Annotated in this window: 19 protein-coding genes; 2 read left to right on the forward strand and 17 right to left on the reverse strand. The window is 34.3% G+C overall.

From position 1 onward, the window contains the following. Positions 1-2 precede the first annotated feature (2 nt). From HMPREF9402_RS06145 to HMPREF9402_RS06155, 3 genes are all read right to left on the reverse strand, one after another. Positions 3-983, reverse strand: coding sequence for a FecCD family ABC transporter permease (locus HMPREF9402_RS06145; protein WP_006784788.1), 981 nt, complete (start codon positions 981-983; stop codon positions 3-5). Next, the gene (locus tag HMPREF9402_RS06150) at positions 976-1,932 is read right to left on the reverse strand and encodes an ABC transporter substrate-binding protein (protein WP_006784789.1); all 957 of its coding nucleotides are present in this window, start codon (positions 1,930-1,932) and stop codon (positions 976-978) included. Before HMPREF9402_RS06150 ends, HMPREF9402_RS06145 begins: the two co-directional genes overlap by 8 nt. Positions 1,933-2,170: 238 nt before the next feature. Then, entirely contained in the window at positions 2,171-3,112 is a 942-nt protein-coding gene (locus HMPREF9402_RS06155) for a glycoside hydrolase family 43 protein (protein ID WP_009606872.1), read from the reverse strand. Between the two features lie 193 nt (positions 3,113-3,305). Here HMPREF9402_RS06155 and HMPREF9402_RS06160 point away from each other — a divergent pair, with 193 nt between their 5' ends. Next, on the forward strand, positions 3,306-3,665 hold the full coding sequence (locus tag HMPREF9402_RS06160) for a hypothetical protein (RefSeq protein WP_009606859.1): 360 nt from the start codon (positions 3,306-3,308) through the stop codon (positions 3,663-3,665). Between the two features lie 446 nt (positions 3,666-4,111). On the opposite strand, the gene HMPREF9402_RS06165 is transcribed toward HMPREF9402_RS06160, so the two are convergent. The 6 genes from HMPREF9402_RS06165 to HMPREF9402_RS06190 form a co-directional block, all read right to left on the reverse strand. Continuing rightward, entirely contained in the window at positions 4,112-5,254 is a 1,143-nt protein-coding gene (locus tag HMPREF9402_RS06165) for a cytochrome c biogenesis protein/redoxin (protein ID WP_009606858.1), read from the reverse strand. Between the two features lie 267 nt (positions 5,255-5,521). Next, complete coding sequence (aspT, locus tag HMPREF9402_RS06170; RefSeq protein ID WP_006784794.1) at positions 5,522-7,207, reverse strand: aspartate-alanine antiporter; 1,686 nt, start codon at positions 7,205-7,207, stop codon at positions 5,522-5,524. Between the two features lie 328 nt (positions 7,208-7,535). Further along, positions 7,536-8,609 (reverse strand): glycoside hydrolase family 53 protein, encoded by a 1,074-nt coding sequence (locus HMPREF9402_RS06175; protein ID WP_006784795.1) that lies wholly within the window; start codon positions 8,607-8,609, stop codon positions 7,536-7,538. A gap of 124 nt (positions 8,610-8,733) precedes the next feature. Continuing rightward, entirely contained in the window at positions 8,734-9,468 is a 735-nt protein-coding gene (gene rpsB / locus HMPREF9402_RS06180) for a 30S ribosomal protein S2 (protein WP_006784796.1), read from the reverse strand. Positions 9,469-9,752: 284 nt separating this feature from the next. Continuing rightward, positions 9,753-10,322, reverse strand: coding sequence for a hypothetical protein (locus HMPREF9402_RS06185; protein WP_009606864.1), 570 nt, complete (start codon positions 10,320-10,322; stop codon positions 9,753-9,755). Further along, a complete protein-coding gene (locus tag HMPREF9402_RS06190; protein ID WP_009606857.1) occupies positions 10,319-11,074 on the reverse strand; it encodes a serine/threonine-protein kinase in 756 nt (251 codons plus the stop codon). The genes HMPREF9402_RS06185 and HMPREF9402_RS06190 overlap by 4 nt, the downstream gene beginning before the upstream one ends. 620 nt (positions 11,075-11,694) lie before the next feature. Between HMPREF9402_RS06190 and HMPREF9402_RS06195 the strand changes: the two genes are divergently transcribed. Next, positions 11,695-11,955 carry a rubredoxin-like domain-containing protein gene (locus tag HMPREF9402_RS06195; RefSeq protein WP_006784799.1) on the forward strand — a complete coding sequence of 87 codons (261 nt, stop codon included), beginning with the start codon at positions 11,695-11,697 and terminating at the stop codon, positions 11,953-11,955. A gap of 10 nt (positions 11,956-11,965) precedes the next feature. Here the strand turns inward: HMPREF9402_RS06195 and HMPREF9402_RS06200 are convergent, their stop codons facing one another. The 8 genes from HMPREF9402_RS06200 to HMPREF9402_RS06235 all read right to left on the reverse strand — a co-directional run bounded on the left by HMPREF9402_RS06200 (position 11,966) and on the right by HMPREF9402_RS06235 (position 20,275). Further along, positions 11,966-12,547, reverse strand: coding sequence for a TetR/AcrR family transcriptional regulator (locus tag HMPREF9402_RS06200; RefSeq protein WP_006784800.1), 582 nt, complete (start codon positions 12,545-12,547; stop codon positions 11,966-11,968). Positions 12,548-12,785: 238 nt separating this feature from the next. Further along, a complete protein-coding gene (locus HMPREF9402_RS06205) occupies positions 12,786-13,469 on the reverse strand; it encodes a hypothetical protein (protein WP_009606860.1) in 684 nt (227 codons plus the stop codon). 223 nt (positions 13,470-13,692) lie between these two features. Further along, positions 13,693-14,643: an HNH endonuclease gene (locus HMPREF9402_RS13975; protein WP_009606868.1), complete on the reverse strand. Its 951-nt coding sequence runs from the start codon at positions 14,641-14,643 to the stop codon at positions 13,693-13,695. A 139-nt stretch (positions 14,644-14,782) separates the two neighbouring features. Then, complete coding sequence (locus tag HMPREF9402_RS06215) at positions 14,783-16,069, reverse strand: sugar ABC transporter substrate-binding protein (protein ID WP_009606863.1); 1,287 nt, start codon at positions 16,067-16,069, stop codon at positions 14,783-14,785. A gap of 191 nt (positions 16,070-16,260) precedes the next feature. Continuing rightward, complete coding sequence (locus HMPREF9402_RS06220) at positions 16,261-17,181, reverse strand: L-lactate dehydrogenase (protein WP_009606873.1); 921 nt, start codon at positions 17,179-17,181, stop codon at positions 16,261-16,263. A gap of 81 nt (positions 17,182-17,262) precedes the next feature. Beyond that, positions 17,263-18,615 (reverse strand): MATE family efflux transporter, encoded by a 1,353-nt coding sequence (locus tag HMPREF9402_RS06225; RefSeq protein WP_009606852.1) that lies wholly within the window; start codon positions 18,613-18,615, stop codon positions 17,263-17,265. A gap of 74 nt (positions 18,616-18,689) precedes the next feature. Next, positions 18,690-19,367 (reverse strand): MgtC/SapB family protein, encoded by a 678-nt coding sequence (locus HMPREF9402_RS06230; protein ID WP_009606867.1) that lies wholly within the window; start codon positions 19,365-19,367, stop codon positions 18,690-18,692. Between the two features lie 113 nt (positions 19,368-19,480). Beyond that, positions 19,481-20,275, reverse strand: a complete 795-nt coding sequence (locus HMPREF9402_RS06235) for a histidinol-phosphatase (RefSeq protein WP_009606855.1) — start codon at positions 20,273-20,275, stop codon at positions 19,481-19,483. Positions 20,276-20,458: the final 183 nt, after the last annotated feature.

Consider the following 20,458-nt stretch of genomic DNA (forward strand, 5'->3'; position numbering starts at 1 on the left):
AATTAGCTCTCCTTTCTAACCATCCAAATAAATAATGGAACTCCTACTAAAGACGTAAATAATCCAATTGGCGTCTCGTACGGTTGATTAACAAGTCGCGCTAAAACATCTGCCCAAATGACGAGCATTGCCCCACCTAAAAAAGAAACCGGCATAATCACTCGATAATCAGTTCCTAAAAGTTTTCTAATAATATGTGGCACAATTAACCCAACGAATGCGATGTTTCCCGCTACTGCCACACATACTGCACACATCGGAATAATTAAAAGTAATGTGATCATACGAATTTTAACAGGATTTTCACCTAGTCCAATACAGACATCTTCCCCTAAATTAACGATGTTAATTTTCGGTGCTAAAAACAGGGCGATTATCGTAGTCATTCCTCCAACAATAAGCAGTAGCATGACACTGTTCCATGTCACAGCTCGAAAGCCCCCAGTTATCCAAAATGCTAAACTTTGTGATTTATTTGTAAGCAGAGCAATAACAGTTGCCATTGAAATGAAAAAAGTACTAAGAGCAGTTCCCGCTAATAACAAGCGTGACATATTCATGTTTCGAGCACTTTTCATACTAAAAGCTAAGACGAGTAATCCACTGATAATCGCTCCAACAAAAGCAGCCAGTGTGTTTCCAAGTAATCCGTATAAAGAGGAACTCATGCCAAGAAGCGCGATTGCAAATGTCGCGCCTTGAGTAATTCCCATTAGAGATGGTTCGGCAACAGGATTTCTTGTGACCCCTTGCATCATAGCACCCGTAATACCAAGAAGACCGCCTACAAAGGCGGTACTAATGGCTCTCGGTATTCGAACATCTCTAACTAATTGCATATCTAACACGTCTTCATAGTGGAAGATACTATCCCATACAGTTTGCAAAGGAATACTCTTTGCTCCTGCACAGATTGCAACAATTAGCCCGATTATTGCAACTATGCTACATCCTAAAACGAGAATAAATGTTTTTTTATTCATGCATACTCGCTAATAAAGATTGTACTTCTTCAACAAATACTAAGCGTCCAATTGGGCTATAACCTTGGTTAAAGTATGGACTCGCTGGTAATGTTACAACATTTCCATTTTTCACTGCTTCTGTGTTATTCCAGATGCTACTTGCTGTTAATGTCGCTAAATCTTCATCTGTTCCAACAGCAAAGATATAATCTGAGTTAATTTCTGCTAATCCTTCTAATGTGACAACTGGTAAGCTAATATTTTCTTGTTTAGGCATTCCTTCAGGTTTTGCTAATCCCATATCATTATATAAAATTGATCCTAAACCAGCTTGATCAAAGATAAATAAGCTTCCACCGCTTGCTAAGAATGATAAGTATGAGCTATCTTCACCATATGTTGCTTTAATTTGTGCTCCAACTTCTGCTGCTTTTGCTAAATAGTCATTAATCCATTCTGTTGCAACTTCTTCTTTTCCAAATACTTTCGCAACATGCATGAAATCTTCTTTCCAATCTACTTGTTTCATCTCAACCATAACAACTGGTGCAATTTTAGATAATTGATCATACATTTTCTCTTGTACTGTTGAAATGACAATTAAATCTGGATTTAAAGCAATAATAGCCTCAACATCCATTTCAGCTAACATACTATAACCTAAAATCTGTGCATTTCCTAATACATCTTCTAAGTAAGTTGGGAATTTTGTATAGTCATATCCATCACTATTTGCTGTTCCGATTACATCATATCCAATTAAAGCTAAGATATCACTTGCACCACTTAAATCAACGATACGCTGTGGATTTGCTGGAATTTCAACTTCTCCTTTAACATCTGTTACAACTGTTGTTTCAACTGTTTGATTTGTATTTTCTTCAACTGTTTTATCAGAACTTGAACATCCTACTAAACCAAACATTAAAGCGAATGTACTCATTATTAATAAAAGACTTTTCTTCATTTTATGATTCTCCTTTGTTATTTCTTCATAATGTCATTTAGTTAGCACTAGCTAACTGATAATTGGATTATACGAAACAAGTTTAGTTGAGACAAGTATTTCATCTTTTTTAATTATTTTATCATCTCATTTAATCATTAAATTGAATATATATTATATTATGGACTACTACAAACCAATTATTTACCTAAAAAGAAAAAGAGTGAAGTCACTCTTTTCATGACGTCACTCTTTTTCACTATGCTTCCCATTTATGATTTTTTATCCGTTCGTATTCTTCAAGCGTAATGGGTAAAATGGTTCCATGTTTGAATCCGTAAGGGAAGCTAAAACTTGCATCTGAACGTTCAAACTTCCCTTCTGAAATATCATCAGAAACAAATGGCACATATCCTTGGCCTGCCCCACGGACACCATAATAATCTAAGAACAAGCACCGTTTTCCATCCTCTAAACAAACTGCTGTTGGCGCTTCATAGACATGTTTTGCGAGATCTGCCATACATTCATCAAACTTTTCAATGCGTGTGTAAGGTCCTGTCACTTGATTGGCTTTGAGCAGCATATTTTTAGCAGGATTCTCTTCACTTTTAACGAACATGTAGTATATCCCATTTTCTTCGTAAATCGCTGAATCAATGACACCACTATCCGATTTACGATAAAGAACTTCTGGTTTGGTAAAGTGTTCAAAATCTTTTGTACGACTGTAGTAAATACCTTTTTCTCCATTTGGATAATCATGGTGAGGTGATGACCAATGAAGAACGTAGTCTTCATTTTCTTTATCAAAAATAAGATCTGGTGCCCACATACATCCAAACTTATCATCCCCGATTTTAACAAGGCGTTGTTCTGACCAGTTTACTAAATCATCTGATTCCCAAACTGAGAAATATTTGCTTCCATTAACCGAAATTTCATACCATGAGTTATGATATTGATTACGCATTCCATAAGCTAGACTTAAGTCAGTAGCAAAAATATAAAATTTTTGGCGATCGTGACAACGGACAATCGTGAAATCACGAACTCCTTTATCTCCATAATAGGCCCATGCAATTGGACGCCCTTGATTGACTGCTTCCCAGTGAAATCCGTCTTTACTTAAACCAAAATGGACTTGTTCACCATCTGGTGTCGATTTTTCTCTAAAATGAACAAATAAATAAGCCTGCATCAAAAATCCCCTCTCTTTTAATACATGATTCATACATTTTTTAACATATCCCCTGTCCCATTTCGTACAATTCAAATACAACTTCATCTTACCATCATTTCATTTTTTTTAAAACCCCTTTCTTATAAAATAAATTAATGAAAATTTCCCATCCTAATATTATTCATTTTTTATCATACGGAGAGTTTTTATAATGAAAGAAATTATTACCGTCCCCATCCAGCTAGAGAGTTATGATGCGATTTTCAACGAAATTGATTGTCGACCTTTAAACATCCGAACAGTCAATGAAAATATTGACGCATTGTTAAAAGAGGCTCTTTTTAACAGAGATTTAAAACAGATTCCCGAGTTAAATCTGCATATCTTTTTACCTCATTCTATCAAGGATTGTGCAAAAGAAAATTTATCTGTAGAAGGAATTCAAAACTACTATCAATCTTTTTCAAATTATGAAAATCAAATTCGTCGACTATCAATTTTACGATTAATTTATTATGTATTGACTGCTTTAATTTTCTTTATTGTAAATTACTATCTTCAGATTTATTAGCCCGAAACCTTTCTTAATACTCTCATTGACACATCTGCTAGTGTGATTTTATGGCAAGCAAGTACCATGATTTTTATTGATAGTAAAGATTTCAAACTTAATAAGAAATTAAATGAGCTCTTAAGTCATGTCTCTGTAACATATACTTATAAAGATTAATAATCGTTCACATCCTTTAAATAGTATGATTATTTCAGCCATCTTCTCATCTATATAGAAACAGAAATGTATGTCATTATTATAAATGAGTCTCAGTACCGGAGTCTTTTTGATACTTAGGTTTAACTATAGCCCAGACAAGTTTTCCAAGTGTGAAAAACTTGTCTGGACTTATATATCTTTACACCATCACTGCATCAAAATAGCTACACTTATCCCTTGGCACTTTTAAGTCGTCAATATAAAAAAGTATGATCTCACTTTACGATAAGACCATACTTTTTTTATTACTCTTTTACTTCTTCAATTAATTTACGAATTGTTTCTTCTCCAACTCGCCCTGGAATATAACCAAGGACCGTTCCATCAGGTTTAATAACAAAATTTGTCGGAATAGCCTGAATTCCATAGTATGACGCAATCATTCCTCCATCATCCATTAAAACTGGGAGTGTATATCCATTTTGTTCAATAAATGATTTAATATATTCTTCATCACCTTCTCGTCCAACATTAGGAGAGGCAATCGTTAAAATAGCAACGTCATCTTCATTAAATCCATATTCTTCGTATAATTGATTTAGAATCGGAAGTTCTGCCACACAATTTTTACACCATGTTGTCCAGAAAGTTAAATACACAATTTTTCCCTTGTAATCACTCAACTGATGTATTTTTCCACACTGATCTTTTAGCTCAAAATCAATGGCTTTGATTCCTTCTTCAGCTGAGGTTTCTTCTGAAATGTTGGTTTGATTTTCAATCGATTCAGCGTTTAAAACATTCATGCTTCCCCAAATCATGACTGCTCCTGAAATAATCAACACCGCTCCTCCTACGAGCTTAATCTTGTCCATGTTACATTTAATCCAAGTTAAGAAATGTAACAATCGATTATAAAATAGTGCGACAATCATAAACGGAATGATAAATCCCATTGTATAAACCACAATGAGAACGAAACTTTGGGTAATTGACATCATTAAAACCGACGCAAGCATTGGTCCGATGCAAGGTGTCCAGCCAAAACTAAACGTAAATCCGAGCAGATAGGTGCTCAATATGTTCATACGTTTTGTTTGAATGTGCATTCTTTTTTCTTGATTTAAAAATGGAATTTTTAGCACTCCCATATAAAAGAGTCCCATGATAACGATGATAATTCCCCCCACGAGAGTTATCGTGTTTTGATATTTTGCTAAAAGTGAACTTAGCGATTGAAAAGAAAGTCCTAGTAAGATGAATGTTGTCGAAATGCCTAGTACAAAGGCGATTGTATTTTTAAACAATCCACTTTTATGAAATAATTTTTCTTCACTATCACTTATTGATAATATTCCTAAGTAAATCGGTAAGAGAGGAATGATGCAAGGTGAAAAGAATGATAAAATTCCCTCAATTAAGACGATAATAATTCCCAAAACTTCCATTCAGTTTTTCCTCCTAATTTGGCTTATATATAGAAATACTCTACCAAATATTGTTTATTAAAACAATAAAGAATCATACAAAAAAAACTTCTCAAAAAGTGAGAAGTTTTTTAATACTTATTTCTACCTATTAAACATGAGTCTCGATTGCCAAATTTTTTTGGTACGAATATATCCTATCTTCAGGAGGCATATCATCGCCATCCTCACTTACTAGAGAAAATAAAAGTTTTCCAAATGTAAAAAACTTATCTGGACTTATATAATTTATGAGAAAAAGAGAATAATTAAAGATCCCCAAATCGTTAATAAAATATTACCAACAGCATACGGGATTGTATATCCAAGAACAGGAGCGTTGCTCTTCGCTTTCTCACAAACAGCCCCAAGAGCTGCTGTTACTGTTAAAGCCCCAGCTGTAGCTCCTAATGTAACCGGAGCTGAAAATTTGAATACATACTTTCCTAGAAGAATACCTGAGAATGTTGGAATGAGTGTCACGATAACTCCTGCTAATAGAAAACTCATTCCTGATTCACGTAATCCCGATATAAATCCAGGACCCGCACTAATTCCTACAATAGCAACAAATACCGCTAAACCAACATTACTTAAAAACCATGCTGTTCCTTTAGGGATGTTACCAACAGTCGGTCGACGTGAATGTAAAAATCCAAAAATTAATCCCATGATTAAAGCGCCACCGCTTGTTGATAAGCTAATGCCAATCTTTCCAAGCATTAAAGTTGGAATTCCAATTAAAGAACCTAACAAAATACCTAGTGCAACGAAAATCATATCTGTTTCATCTGTTTTACGAGCAACTTTTCCAATAACAGAACTCATCGCTTCTACTTCATTTTTAGGTCCCGTTAAAGTTATCACATCATGCTTTTGTATGATGGTATGATCATCATATGCTATTTCTTCCCCAGCACGTTGAATTTTTGAAATAAAAACATGGCGCGTTAAGACATCGTTATCAATATGCTTAACGGTTTTCCCATTTAATTCTACATTCTTCAAATAAATAGCCACAGATTCTGTTTCCAATCTAGTTAACTGATAATCCATAACTTCTGTTCCAATTTCAGCAAAATAAACATTCGGTAAATCTTTTTCTTTAAATACAATCGCAATTCTATCCTCTTTTTGAATGATCTCATCAGCCGTTGGGATTAATATCTGATTTGAACGTTTAATTCGTGCAATAAAAAGACGAATCGGTTCAGTTGACAGTTGTTTTTCAACCTGCTCTACACGTTGTCCAATAAATTTTTCATCTATCTTATAAACTCGATAAATAACTTCACCTGCACATGATTTCAGTAACTCATCCTCAATTGCTACACGCGAAGCATGGTCTAGTTTATTACTTTCTTCTTCTAAGTTAACGCCAAGTATTTTAGGGCCAAAAGTTGATAATACAAAAGCAGCTCCAATCGTCCCAAATATATAAGTTACAGCGTAACCAACTGGAACAAAGTTTATCATTTGAGTTTTGATTGTATCTTCAACAGGTAAATTTAAAATAGCATCTTGTGATACGCCAATAATAGCCGACTGAGTTAATGCCCCTGCCGCGAGCCCTGAAGCTTGTCCTGCATGATATGAAAATAATTTTGCGACAACAATCGTAGAAATCAATCCAATCACACAAACAAGAAACGTAAAAATAACTTGTGATAGTCCTTCTTTCTTAAGCCCTTTAAAAAATTGTGGTCCTGCATTATAACCAAGCGTAAATAAAAAGAAAAGAAAGAATACCGATTTAATCGTTGGATCAATCACAATATTCAACTGACCTACCACAACACCTGTTATTAGAACTCCCGTAACTGCTCCAACTTTAAATGTGCCAATTTGAATTTTTCCAACTGCATACCCAATAGCTAATGTTAAGAACAAAGCTAGTTCAGGACGAGATTTTAAAATATCAATTAACCACAACATGCTAACCACCTCTAACTACCATTTTATAAAAAATTGGACAGTGCCAAATTAAACCTATTATCTATCATCCCTTTACTTAATTAATACAATATTTAATAGATATATCCTTCTTAATAAAGAAAAACGTATCTTCAAGTAAATATATTTATACAGTATCTCGACAAATAATAACATTTTCCGCACTTGCCAACATTGATTATAACATTATGGTATTTAAAGTCAAACAATGAAAATTCTTGAACTTAATTTTAAATTTTTATATTTTATCATATAAAAAGCACTTATCCAAATCTATAAATTTTCTAGATCCTGACAAGTGCATTCTTTTTTAATCATTTAAGAAAATATCTAATGCTGGATTAGCATTCCCGCTTTCATCAAATAAAGCTTGATTTGCCCACGAGTTTCCTAGCTCACCTTCATCATTAGCATATTTAGCCCCCGCCTCTTTAGCCCAGGCAACATGAGGAATTGGCAACCATGATGGTTCCCAGTAAATAAGACCAACCCCACGATTATCTCTGACACTTTTAATGATATTAAGTAAGGCTTCTAAGTATTCCTTTTGTCCTTCTTTGGTTGGTTCATAAGGAACATTTTTGGCAAGCTCTTCATCAACAATCATCCCATTACATCCAAGTGAGTCCGTTGTATAACAAAAAGCTGTTTCTGCAATGACAATATCTTTATCAAATCTTTGGCTAATATCGTTCATATTAGCTAACAATACTTCAAGACTGCCATTCCAATAAGGATAATACGACATGCCAATTAAATCGAAGTCGAGTTCATACTTTTTAACACTGCTAAACCATTCTCGATATAGTCTATTATCCGTTCCATAATCTAAATGAAGCATAATTTTGATTGTTGAATCGAATTCTCTAACGGCCGAAATTCCTGCTTGAAGTAGGGATGTCATTCCTTCTAAATTAGAAATATGCCCGTCTCCCCATAAAAATCCGTACGTAATTTCATTTCCAACTTGCACACATGTCGGTTGAATACCATTTTGTTTTAATGTTTTAAGTGTCTCTAACGTATAATCATGCACGGCGTTTTCTAAATCTCGGCCAGTCAAATCAGTCCACGCTTTAGGTTTCACTTGTTTTTTAGGATCTGCCCAAAAATCACTATAGTGAAAATCTAAAATAAAATCTAATCCACTTTCAGTTAAACGTTTAGCTAGATTGATTGTTGTTTCTAAGTCATTCGTTCCCCCACCATAAGGTGCCCCTGTTTCATCATAAGGATAATTCCAAAGTCTCAATCGAATAGAGTTAATTCCTTTTTGCTTAAATAAGTCAAAGATATCCATTTCTTGTCCGTCTAAATAGTATTTTGCTCCCTCTGATTCAAGTTCTTGAAGCATTGAAACATCCATTCCTTTTATAAAATTCATTATTATTCCCCCTTTTTGTTTCCATCTTAGTAGATTAAAATCACTATAACACCGCTTACAATTTATGTCAATACTAAAAAAAAACACCTATCTCTTACGAGATAAGTGTTTTTAAGAGTAAAAATTACTCAGCAGCAGCTTCAACAGCTACTTCTTCAGTTACTACTTCTTCAGCAGCACCTTGGTTAGCTTCGATGATTCCGTCAACCATTTTACCAACGATTAAACGTACAGCGCGGATTGCATCATCGTTTGCAGGAATTACGTAATCAACATCATCTGGATCACAGTTAGTATCTACGATACCGAATACAGGGATGTTTAATTTACGTGCTTCAGCGATTGCGATGCGCTCGCTACGTGGGTCAACTACGAACATTGCAGCTGGTAATTCTTTCATTTCGCGGATTCCGCCTAAGAATTTATTTAAACGTTCCATTTCTTTACGTAAGTTGATTACCTCTTTTTTAGGTAATACTTCGAAAGTACCGTCTTGTTCCATAGCTTCTAATTGCTCTAAACGTGCAATACGAGATTGGATAGTTTTGAAGTTAGTTAAAGTTCCACCTAACCAACGTTGGTTAACCCAGTATTGTCCACCACGGATAGCTTCTTCTTTGATAGCTTCTTGAGCTTGTTTTTTAGTCCCAACGAATACTACTTTTCCACCATCTTTAGTTACTTCTTGCATTGCTGCATAAGCTTCATCGATTTTTTTAGATGATTTTTGTAAGTCGATGATGTAGATTCCGTTACGGCTTGTGAAGATGTATTGTTTCATTTTTGGGTTCCAACGACGAGTTTGGTGTCCGAAGTGTACCCCAGCTTCTAATAATTGTTTCATTGAAATAATTGCCATAATTATTTCCTCCTAATTATAATTTTGTTTTACTACCACATACTTCATTGTAAATGACCACTATCTACATAGCACTTGACCACTTACTCCATATGTGTGATGAATATTTTCAACTTAAATATTCTACCATGATATTTAAAAAATTTCATGTAAAATTTTTAAATTTAATTAAATTTTGTACCATACTTGGATATTTTATACGAAATTAGGATAAAAAACAAAAAACTGTAAGTCATTTGAACAAGTATTCAAACAACTTACAGCTAGATTGACTTAAGGTTACGCTATTTAACCCCATTAATGATATCGGCCATTAATCGATTATAGTTTTCTCTTTGAGTATGTTTATTACCAGGTAGTATTCTGTCTTCTATTACAAGATCGTCTAATGTTTTTGCATCTAGTTCGTGCATTTCATAATAACTATCCTCATCATAAAGATTCATTAATGTTTTTCCGATTTCAAAAAGAGGTTCATAATGTGGTCCGTTAGAAAATCCACGGAATCGTGATTTGGGAACATAGCTATCTGTAAAAAACACTGATTTTGCTAACCAGCCTTTTTTACCATATCCTCGTCTTGTCGACATCGTCAAAGCATGGTTTAAATAATCTGTAAACTCAGTAAACGGTCCAGTTTCAAGTTTAATTCCGACAATCGGATACCAAAGTCCTTTAATCTTACCATTATTCGTTCCTGATGAGCGATAAAAAGCCAACGTTACTCGCTCTATTCCATAACTGTATTTCACATCAACATCAATTAAACCAATTACCCTAAATGGCTCTAGATTATAAATATTCGCTCTAAAACTTTTAAGATGAATTTTTTGTATCTCAACCTCACTAATCACATTAATCCCCTCCTCTTCCTTTTTTTTCGTTGATGAATCTGTTTTACTTTATTTAAATCCTGTCTAATCTCATCGATACTATGATACTTTGCCTTATCTTTTGAAATACCTAATAGTTTTTTAAGAAACTTTTCTTCTTCATCATATAAATCAAGCTCGTCATACCATGGTCTTTCCAATGTTTCAAGTCCATTATATGTCGTGTAGTAAAGATGAAGAAGGAAATCAGCTAGATACCAGTAATCAACGGCTTTAACATAGCGCTGATCATCTACATATCTTGCAAGCCCAAAATCAATAAGCGCTAACTCTTTATTGTCTTTGACAATAACATTAGGTAACCTAATATCGCGATGCACAATATTTTGTTCATGAAGTGGTTGCAAAATATCAAGTAATTGATCCGCAATATGATAGATTTCATCTTTGGTAAAAACTTCTTCATTTCGTCTTATGAGTTGATCAAATGTTTTTCCTTCAATATATTCAAGAATATATCCTTCAGTTGACCCCTCTTTAAATTTTCCAATAAATTTCGGAATAGCTGGATGATCTAAACTTTTTAATATCTTTTCTTCATAAAACAGTTTTTTTCTCGTTTCCTTAAGCATATCTTTTTTTAATTGTTTAATTACAACTTTTTGAGATTGCTCATTTGTTGCCAAATAAGCAATCCCATATCGACCTTCACCTAGTCTTTTTGTCACTTTATATCCGTTAATAGACTGATTTTTTTTAAAATGTTTATCCATAATCTCACGGCGTCAGATTTAACAATTAAAATCTAGACCAACTTTGTGACTGACTACGTGAGCTATTTGAACGGCTTCTTGAATTTTGAGAACGGTTTGATTGTGAGCTTTGTGAGCGACTAAATCTAGACCAACTTTGTGAACCACTGCTCATTGAACTTAGAGAGTGGCCTGATTGAAAACTTTGAGAACGACTGCTCATTGAGCTTTGAGAGCGGCTTGATTGTGAACTTTGAGAACGACTAAATCTTGAACTTTGTGAACGGCTTGATCTTGAGCTTTGTGAACGGCTTGATCCTGATGTAGTACTAGTGCGTCGCCCACTTCTATAATATCCGTTTCCTCTGTGTGCATTTGCTTGATAATAATTCATAAAGACACTCCTTTTTTGTACTAAGATGCCGACGCGATAACTTCAATTATCTTGCCGACAATACATCTTATGAATTAAAAATCTTTTAGTATAGGTAGGTGACCTCTTTAGAAGAAAATGGACTTTAAATAGAAAAATCATTGAAAAGAATTCTAACACCACTAAAGTATAATTTTTTTGACGATGAAAAACTTCTATGGACTTATGCATATACTAAGAGTTAGAATTTAAACTTGGAGGTTATATAATGAAAGAATTTGTATGTGAAGTCTGTGGGTATATCCACAAAGGAATCAAAGCCCCTGATAAATGTCCTGATTGTGATTCGGGTACTAATTTATTTACGATGATTGATAAAAATCCTGAAGCTACTAAACGAAAAAAGCAAAGAGAGAAAGAGTTGGCTCAATTAAAAGCTCAGTCTAAAAATAAGGCTAAATCTAAGGGCACATCTAAATTTAAATCAAAATCTAATGTTACATCTAATTTTAAAGCTAAAAAGCGATGAGTTTCTTCTCTCATCGCTTTTTTAATTGTTCATATTCTTTTAACCCTGCTTCTGTTAAGTAAGGTTTTAATAAGATGAGATGCTGATTGATATAGGCATCTTCTATTTCTTCTGTTAATTCTTTAATATCTAAAATCCACCCAATGTGACTTAATAAAATGAATTGAATGACAACTTCTATACTTTCATCATCCACGTTAAGTAGACCATTTTCTCGAAGTTTTTTCATTCCATCTATCACGTTTTGTTTTACATCAATAGAACGACGTCCCTGTTCTTCAATAAATTCAGGAAGTTCATCTCCAATTGTTCGATCATTAAAGTAATATTTCTCATTAAACAGAGTACGAATCATATGACGAAGTAAGTTCATTAAATCGGATAATGTTTCGACTGCATGTTCCTCATTTAATGTTTCATAAACTTCCTGGTGGATGGCCTGAATAATATCTTGCTTCTTTTTATAGTGATACGTTAGATTTCCAACGCTAATTCCTAGTTCATTTGAGATGTCACGCATTTTAACTTGATGATATCCTTTCTCGTTAAATAACGCTCTTGCTGTGATAAGTATCTGACGCTTTTTATCCATATCCCATCTCTCCTTTTGTTAATGCTAATGTTAACAAAATTTGATTTTGTTTTCAATGGAAATGACGTGAAATACAATGAGCTATTTTAGATAATTTATTGCACAAAATTACATGACTTTTAAAACATTAAAGTTTATCAAGCAGTCTAAGTAATCATAGGCATTAAAAAACTAGTGACCGAAGCCACTAGCTATCTATATCATTTTTTAAGGGGGTAAATCATGACATACTTTTAAATTAATCTAATAATGCAACCGGTGTGCTTTCCACTGCTAATACATTGAATGTAATGTTGTATTGAGATGCTTGGTGGGCAGCTCCAGTGTAAGCATAGTTGAATAATCCGTTATTGAAGTTTTCTTCAGTATATTCTAATACGTCAACAGCTACTGTTTCTAAATGTAAGATGTAGTATAAACCGTTATGAACGATAATTGATCCACGGTTTCCAACTTCAGCTAAGTTACGAGCATTTTGTCCGTCAGTTAATTGAACCACAACTTGATCAACACCATCTTCATTTTGTTGATATTGCCAAGCAGCAATTGTTGAGAATCCAACTGTTCCAGTAGGGTTTACTGATAAAATTTGAACATGAGCTGCTGTTTCAGGAGCCACATATCCCTCTTCTTGTGTTGTTGCTAATGAAGCTAAATCAGATGATACTTCTACTAATCCAGTAGTCGCTTCTGTTAAAGCATCTCCAGTTAATGTTGTTTTAGTTGATGATGCAGATGTATAACCATCAGCTTGTTCTTTATTTCCTTCTGAAGCCGCTGTTTCTGCTTCAACTTCAGGAGCTTCAGTCGTTTCAGATACCTCAGGTGTTGGTGTTGCTTCAGGTTGAGCTGTTTCATTTGAACATGCTCCTAAAGATAATGTTAAACCAAATACAGCTAATAAACTAGCTAACTTTTTCATACTTTGTCTCCTCCTAATACCATTTAAATAAGAAATCTATCTCCCAATCAGATTCCCACCATTTAAAGGATAACTACTTTTTTCACAAAAATAATTTGCCTTAATAGAATATCACTCAATTTTTCACAAGTCAATGAATTTTAGTACAAATGTACTAAAAATGTTTTAAATAAAAAACATATTATTTTTACTTTTAAAATAATATGTTTTTACTTCAGAAAATTTATTTAGTCTTTTTATAAATATTTTTTAAATGATATTCCAAATATTCTTCATCAATATCATCTCTTACATATGCTACTACTTTTCTATTAAACTCATTTCTAGAATCTTTATGTAAAATCGTTTTCCCATCAATACTGATGGCGATTATTCCATAATCAAATTCAGTATGATGATTAGGACACAATACTATAATATTTTCCTTTATATCTGGTCCACAGTGTATTCCACCTAAAGGTTTAATATGATGCCCTTCCGAATAATTTTTATTTTCTGATATAAAAATTGTTTTTCCACAAATTTGACAAACATCTTTATATTCCTGTTTTAGAGCTCGTACAATTTTTGTATCTCGATAAATTCTAGTCAACACTGTTTCATATCGATCTGGTAATGATTCTCCTAAATCTAATCTATCATCTGAAATAGCATCAGTACTATTATACGTAATATCAAACTGTTCCCCATTATTTTTCAAAAACTCATTTAGCTTTTGATATACTGAAATTGGAATTTCAGATAGATACTTCTGGGCTACTTTTAAATCTTTTGTATAAAAAGAACCTGTAAAATCTTTTATATCTTCTGCATATTCATCTAAAAATTCCTTTAACGAGATTGGTTTTTGTAGGTTATAATAATCTCTTAAATCAACTTTATAATAACTCTCCGATCCTCCCCATCTAGCTGGGAAAGGGGGCTCAAAGGTTACTATCTTATTAGTACTTTTGACAATTGAAGCTCCAATTAGCTTATGTCCACCTACCTCTTTTACTGAATGAAAAACTAAGTCTCCCTTATTCAAACTCTTCATTATACTCCAAGTATCTTTTCCATCGCTACTTCTAGAAGGACTCCATAAACAAGACCCTAAATCCCATCCTGGCCCTCCATGAATTTTATTTGTAATCTCAATATACACACGCTGCTGAGGTATTAGTGTATAAAACATAAATTTTCTCTCCTCCATAAATCATTAACCCTTTTCCCTAATATTATATAGCATTTATTAATTAAACAAATAAATAATTGGTAAAAATTGAAAAAAAGAATTTATCATCGTAATTTACTAGATAAATTCTTTTTTTATTCTATTCCATTGTTTGTAAAACTGTATTATATTCTTCCATTGCTTTTTTAGCTGCTTCTTCTGGTGTTGAAACGCCATCCCATACCGCTTTAAATGCTGTTTCTGCTGGTCCCCAGAATGCTTTCATTTCAGGAATTGTTGGACGTGGATCTGTATGTGCAGCTTGCGCGAGAATTCCTGCAATATATGGATCGTCCATAACACCTTCGATAACTGAGTTATCTTTTAGGGCAGGAATTTTTCCTGTTACATCATATGTTAATTGTAGTCCCTCTTCTGATGATAAGAATTTTAAAACTTCACGAGCTTCTGCTGGATATTTTGTATAAGATGAAATACAAGCAATGATATTTCCAGAGTGGGTTCTCGGTTGAACACCGTTAATCATTGGGATTGTTGTTACTCCCCATTCAAATCCATGTGTTTCTGATCCTTCTTTAATTTCAGCGATAGCCCAAGGACCTGTTACAATGTATGGAACATTTCCTTTTGCGAATTCTGCTGTTGTGGTATCGTGGTTTAAATCTCCTGCTGGAACTGGTAAATAATCACGCATCGAAGCAAATTCTTCTAATCCTGCCACGAATTCAGGTGTATCAAAGTTTGGTTTCGTTGGATCATCGTGATCGGGTCCGAACAATTCAAACCCTGCTCCTGTTAAGAAAAAGTGCATATCATATGAGTTTCCAGGTTGGAATCGGAATAAGAATTTGTTTTCAGAAATATTATTATACGCTTCAGCTTGTTCCTTCATCATATCTAAAGTTGTAGCAACCTCAAAACTATTTTCATCTAATAATGTTTTATTATAAAAAAGTGCTAGTGATTCTGTTAATAATGGAACTCCGTAATAATCATCTCCCATTTTAACGGTTGCTACCGATCCTTCTAAGAATCGGTTAATAATATCTTGCTCCATTTCATCTCCTAGTGGTAATAAGATGTTCGATTCGATCGATAATCCCATTCCACCTTGCGTTTGAATAAAGATATCTCCCCCAAGTCCTGCTGGTCCATCTAATTCAATTTTAGATCTTGCATCAACAGCTCCAACATTTTCATAAATAATATCAATGTTTGGTAAAGCTTTCTCAATTCCCTTTTCCATCGCTTCAGCCCAACTGTCATTGTCTAACCATAATTTTAACTCAATTTTTTCTTGTGGCGTCTCTACTGTTGTTGTCGGTTCAGTTTCTTCTGTTTTTGGTGTTGTTTCATTCCCGCCACATGCAACTAAGCCTGTTACTGATAAAGCAGTAACTAATCCTAGCGATACTAATTTCTTCATTTTTAAATCCCCCTTATAATTGTCGAAACGATTGAATCGATTCACTAACGATTATACATTCGCAAAGATAGTGTTTACAATCGTAATGTTACTGAATTCAATAAATTCACAAAAAAATCCATATCGATGTCAAAAAAGTCCATATGCATAATGAAAAATCAGGTCCTGCAAATAGACCTGATTTTTCATCTTTATTCTCCTATCGTTTTCATATATTCCCTTAATACATTGTTTGAGTGTTTAAAGGCGTTTAATTCATCTTGTGTTAGTGGGATCTCAAGCACTGATTCTACTCCATTTTTTCCGATAATAGTTGGCACTCCTGTGTATATATTGAACTCCTCATATTCACCTTCAAGCATCGCAGATGTTGGCATGATGATTTGCTCATCATAAAAAATGGCCTTAATAATTCCTACAACAGCCGCGGCAATGCCGTAATAGGTCGTTCCTTTTTGTTTGTAAATCTCCCATCCAACTTGTGCCGTTTTTCGTGCGATATCATCTAAATCAAGTGACTCTTTGATGTAATTAAGTAATGGAATTCCCCCTACTGTGACGACTGACCAAGGTATGATTTGGGAGTCTCCATGTTCTCCTAGTACATAAGCCAGTATCTGATTTGGATTAACATTTATACTTGGTGCCAAAATATCTTTTAATCTCGCCGTATCAATCGATGTTCCGGTTCCTATCACTTTATTTTTAGGCAGTCCTGATAACTTCCAAATATGATATGAAATAATATCGACAGGATTAGAAGCTACAACAAAAAATCCATTAAACCCTGAAGCCATCACGTCTTTAACTACTGACTCACAAATTACAGCACTGACACCTAGTGTATCAAGTCGTGTCTGGCCTTTTTTCGGTGCGGCTCCTGCTGTAAAAATAATGATATCTACATCTTTACAGTCCTCATAACTTGCTACCCTAACTTTTGTACGTTGTGACATAAACTGGACACTGTTCATTAAATCGAGCATCTCACCTTGTGCTCGCTCTTGATTAATATCAATCAACAAGATTTCCTGGCATACATTTTGAGTAATGAGCGCATATCCACAAGTCGCTCCGACTAAGCCAGTCCCTATAATTCCTACCCTTCTCATCACTAAAACCTCCAACATAAGTTCTTACTATATGTTATGAAAGGTTTTATCTCATGCCCCATAAAAAAGACTATCTTAAACTTAAGATAGTCTTGCTAATTCTGTTTTTCGTAATTTCAAATGACTTCCACCTAACATGACTAATAGTACGATAATTGTTAATACTTCCGCAATTGGAAGTGATAAAAAGACACCTGCTACCCCAATAATAGGTGGCAATGCAATCGTTAAAATAAATTGGAAGATGAATCCGCGACTAATAGAAAGCACATTGGCCTGAATATTTTTTCCAACTGCCTGATAATAGCCACTCATCGTAAAAATAATGCCAATAATCGGACTTCCTAAACAGTACATTAAAATACTATTATAGCCGTACTCTAAATGCTCTGAAGAAATTCCAAAAATGGATACGAGTTGTCTCCCATAAGCATAAATTCCAATGAAAACAAGGATTCCTGCTACAACACTCACCAGAATACTTAAATATAAGAATTGTTTCATTCGAGTGATTTTACCTGCTCCAAAATGATAGCCAATTAAAGGTTGCAGACCTTGTGCAATACCGGTACAAACATTGACGAAGAAACAGTTAATATACGATGCAACTGTGTATATCGCGACATCGATGTTACTTCCATATGCATACATGACATTGTTTTGTACAAAGATCATCCCTCCATATGAGAGCTGAACAATGAAACTAACAAATCCGATTTTGACAATTTCTTTTAGCATGTTCATATCGAGTTTTAAATACTCTTTTTTGATTTTAACGTTAGATTTTCCTTTGATGAAATAATGTAAGGACATGATGGTACTTAAAACGATACTTGCACTAGTTGCTAACGCAGCTCCTTTAATACCAAAACCAAATACCATGACGAGTAGGTAATCTAAAATAATGTTGGCAATGGCTCCGATTCCAACCATGATCATGGCTAGATTAGGACTACCATCTGTTCTCACAATTGGGTTAAGGGAGGTAGCAAAAATATACGGAATGGTGATGCAGTAAAAGATAGTGAAGTAATCTTGTGCATAAGGCATCACGATATCATCTGCCCCAAGCATTCTTAAAATCGGGTCTTTGAATAGTAGACCGACTATCATAATCAGGGCTCCAATGACAATAGAGGCGACAATCGTTGTCCCTAGATAACGCTCAGATTGTTCTGTATCTTTTTGACCTAGTGAAATGGCAATTAGACTACTTGCTCCAATTCCAAGCATAAGGCCTGTTCCAATAATAAGAGTAATCGCCGGCCAAACAATATTGACTGCTGCTAGACCAATTTCTCCAACTCCCTGCCCCACAAACATTCCATCAATAATCGTATAAATCGTGTTTAAAACAACACCAACGACTGACGCCATGACAAATTTTGACCAAACTTTAAAGATATTCGCATTTAAAACGTGATCAATACTCACAGTTTCACTTCCTCTCATATAAAAAGCTACGGAATAAATTCCATAGCTTTTCAGTGTTTCATTATATCACGTTTTTAACACTCCGTCATTTTAACGGTGTTGATTCCTGAGTACTGTGAAATATTCCCCATTAACTCTGTTGAATCTAATCGACGACGTGATTTATTGGTCGCTAGTTTAAACGTAATTTTATTGTTATGTTCTTCGATTACTTTTAATTGTAGCTCTAGAATTTGAGCTTGATGCTTTTCGGCAATTTCATTAAGATGTGCTAATGTTTGCGAGATATCTTCACAACGAATACTAATGGTTAATCGCGTATATTTTCCATCCGGAACGTAGTTTGAAGCCCGTTCGAATACCGTTAACGTCAAGATAATCGCAACAAATCCAACAATTGCAATAAAGTAGGCTCCACATCCAACAGCAAGACCTAAACATGCTACCGCCCAAAGACTAGCAGCCGTTGTTAATCCTTTGACTGAAGCTCCCTCTTTCATAATCGTACCGGCACCTAGAAATCCAATCCCAGAAATAACTTGTGCGCCAAGGCGAGTTGGATCTAAGTTTCCATATTGTGTTGCCGTAAATATTCCAAGTTGCATAATCACACAGGCTCCAACAGCAACTAACATATGGGTGCGCAGTCCAGCTGGCCGATGCGTACTTTCACGCTCCCACCCAATCAAACCACCAATGATCATTGATAAAATAGTGCGAATAACAATCTCAATCATCATCTGAGTATTCATATAATCCCCTCCCCAGTTGTTGAAATACGTCGAAACTCTATATTTTTATTATACATCTTATACCCTTATTTTTAAAGCGCTTACTGTTTTGTGGAAATAACTTCTTTTCAGAGTCATAGATGATTCAAAAATGGGATAACATCTACGATTTCAATGCCTATTTTTTCAAGTTCGGCTATCGCTTTCAAGTAACCATTCTGTTGCTCTAACACCTGTGGCTGATGCGCATCGTACCCTATAATACATCGACATCCAAGCTCACTTGCAATTTTCCAGAAATCAAGACATGGATATAAATAATGTTTTGAATCAGGTTCACAGATGTAATTTGAAATATTAAATTCTAAAATTAAGTCATATTCTTTCGCTTTCTCACAAATCTGACGTGAAATCCGTTCGCAAACGTCATCAAATTTTCCATAGCCTCTGATGAAGATATCAGGATGTGCAAAGTAAGCAAAGAGTTTCGATTCAATAGCTTTAATCGCGGTCTCTAAATACAGCTCTAATGCTGTTTCATCAGTTTTCATTTTTCCATATCCGACATTCTTCTGTTCGTTCGATGAAAAATGATTACCAAAAATCACATAATCGACTTTATATTCCTCAATTATATGCCTAAGCCATGGAATATATTCCTCAAAATATTCGCACTCTAACCCAATTTTGATACTAATTTGATTGACATATTTTTGTTTTAAGATTTGCAGATGATTCACATAATCATCAAGTTGTTCTATATCCATTCGCATACTTGATGTGTAGCTTGAATCAAATGGCCATGGTGTGTGATCTGCGAATCCTAATTCTTGAAAACCAGATTTAATGGCACTTTCTATATATTCCTCGTCACTTCCCCCCGCATGCTTGCACCTTTTCGTATGCGTGTGATAATTCACTTTCTTCACTCTATTTTTCCCTCCCACTGCTAAGCATCTAATATTGAGATATTATAGCACATTAAATAAAAAATCTTTTGGAGATTAAAGTAAAGCTCAGAAGATTAACTCTATTATCTTTTTAATTTTTTCGCCTATAATCCTTATGAATAAAAAAAAATACATCTCATATGAACTAGAATATGAGATGAT

Source organism: Turicibacter sp. HGF1 (genome assembly GCF_000191865.1).
Lineage (GTDB): Bacteria > Bacillota_I > Bacilli_A > MOL361 > Turicibacteraceae > Turicibacter > Turicibacter sanguinis.

Excerpts from the sequence above, each read along its gene's own strand:
- HMPREF9402_RS06145 (WP_006784788.1), bottom strand. The coding sequence starts at position 983 with ATGAATAAAAAAACATTTATTCTCGTTTTAGGATGTAGCATAGTTGCA.
- HMPREF9402_RS06150 (WP_006784789.1), bottom strand. The coding sequence starts at position 1,932 with ATGAAGAAAAGTCTTTTATTAATAATGAGTACATTCGCTTTAATGTTT.
- HMPREF9402_RS06155 (WP_009606872.1), bottom strand. The coding sequence starts at position 3,112 with ATGCAGGCTTATTTATTTGTTCATTTTAGAGAAAAATCGACACCAGAT.
- HMPREF9402_RS06160 (WP_009606859.1), top strand. The coding sequence starts at position 3,306 with ATGAAAGAAATTATTACCGTCCCCATCCAGCTAGAGAGTTATGATGCG.
- HMPREF9402_RS06165 (WP_009606858.1), bottom strand. The coding sequence starts at position 5,254 with ATGGAAGTTTTGGGAATTATTATCGTCTTAATTGAGGGAATTTTATCA.
- aspT (WP_006784794.1), bottom strand. The coding sequence starts at position 7,207 with ATGTTGTGGTTAATTGATATTTTAAAATCTCGTCCTGAACTAGCTTTG.
- HMPREF9402_RS06175 (WP_006784795.1), bottom strand. The coding sequence starts at position 8,609 with ATGAATTTTATAAAAGGAATGGATGTTTCAATGCTTCAAGAACTTGAA.
- rpsB (WP_006784796.1), bottom strand. The coding sequence starts at position 9,468 with ATGGCAATTATTTCAATGAAACAATTATTAGAAGCTGGGGTACACTTC.
- HMPREF9402_RS06190 (WP_009606857.1), bottom strand. The coding sequence starts at position 11,074 with ATGGATAAACATTTTAAAAAAAATCAGTCTATTAACGGATATAAAGTG.
- HMPREF9402_RS06195 (WP_006784799.1), top strand. The coding sequence starts at position 11,695 with ATGAAAGAATTTGTATGTGAAGTCTGTGGGTATATCCACAAAGGAATC.
- HMPREF9402_RS06200 (WP_006784800.1), bottom strand. The coding sequence starts at position 12,547 with ATGGATAAAAAGCGTCAGATACTTATCACAGCAAGAGCGTTATTTAAC.
- HMPREF9402_RS06205 (WP_009606860.1), bottom strand. The coding sequence starts at position 13,469 with ATGAAAAAGTTAGCTAGTTTATTAGCTGTATTTGGTTTAACATTATCT.
- HMPREF9402_RS13975 (WP_009606868.1), bottom strand. The coding sequence starts at position 14,643 with ATGTTTTATACACTAATACCTCAGCAGCGTGTGTATATTGAGATTACA.
- HMPREF9402_RS06215 (WP_009606863.1), bottom strand. The coding sequence starts at position 16,069 with ATGAAGAAATTAGTATCGCTAGGATTAGTTACTGCTTTATCAGTAACA.
- HMPREF9402_RS06220 (WP_009606873.1), bottom strand. The coding sequence starts at position 17,181 with ATGAGAAGGGTAGGAATTATAGGGACTGGCTTAGTCGGAGCGACTTGT.
- HMPREF9402_RS06230 (WP_009606867.1), bottom strand. The coding sequence starts at position 19,367 with ATGAATACTCAGATGATGATTGAGATTGTTATTCGCACTATTTTATCA.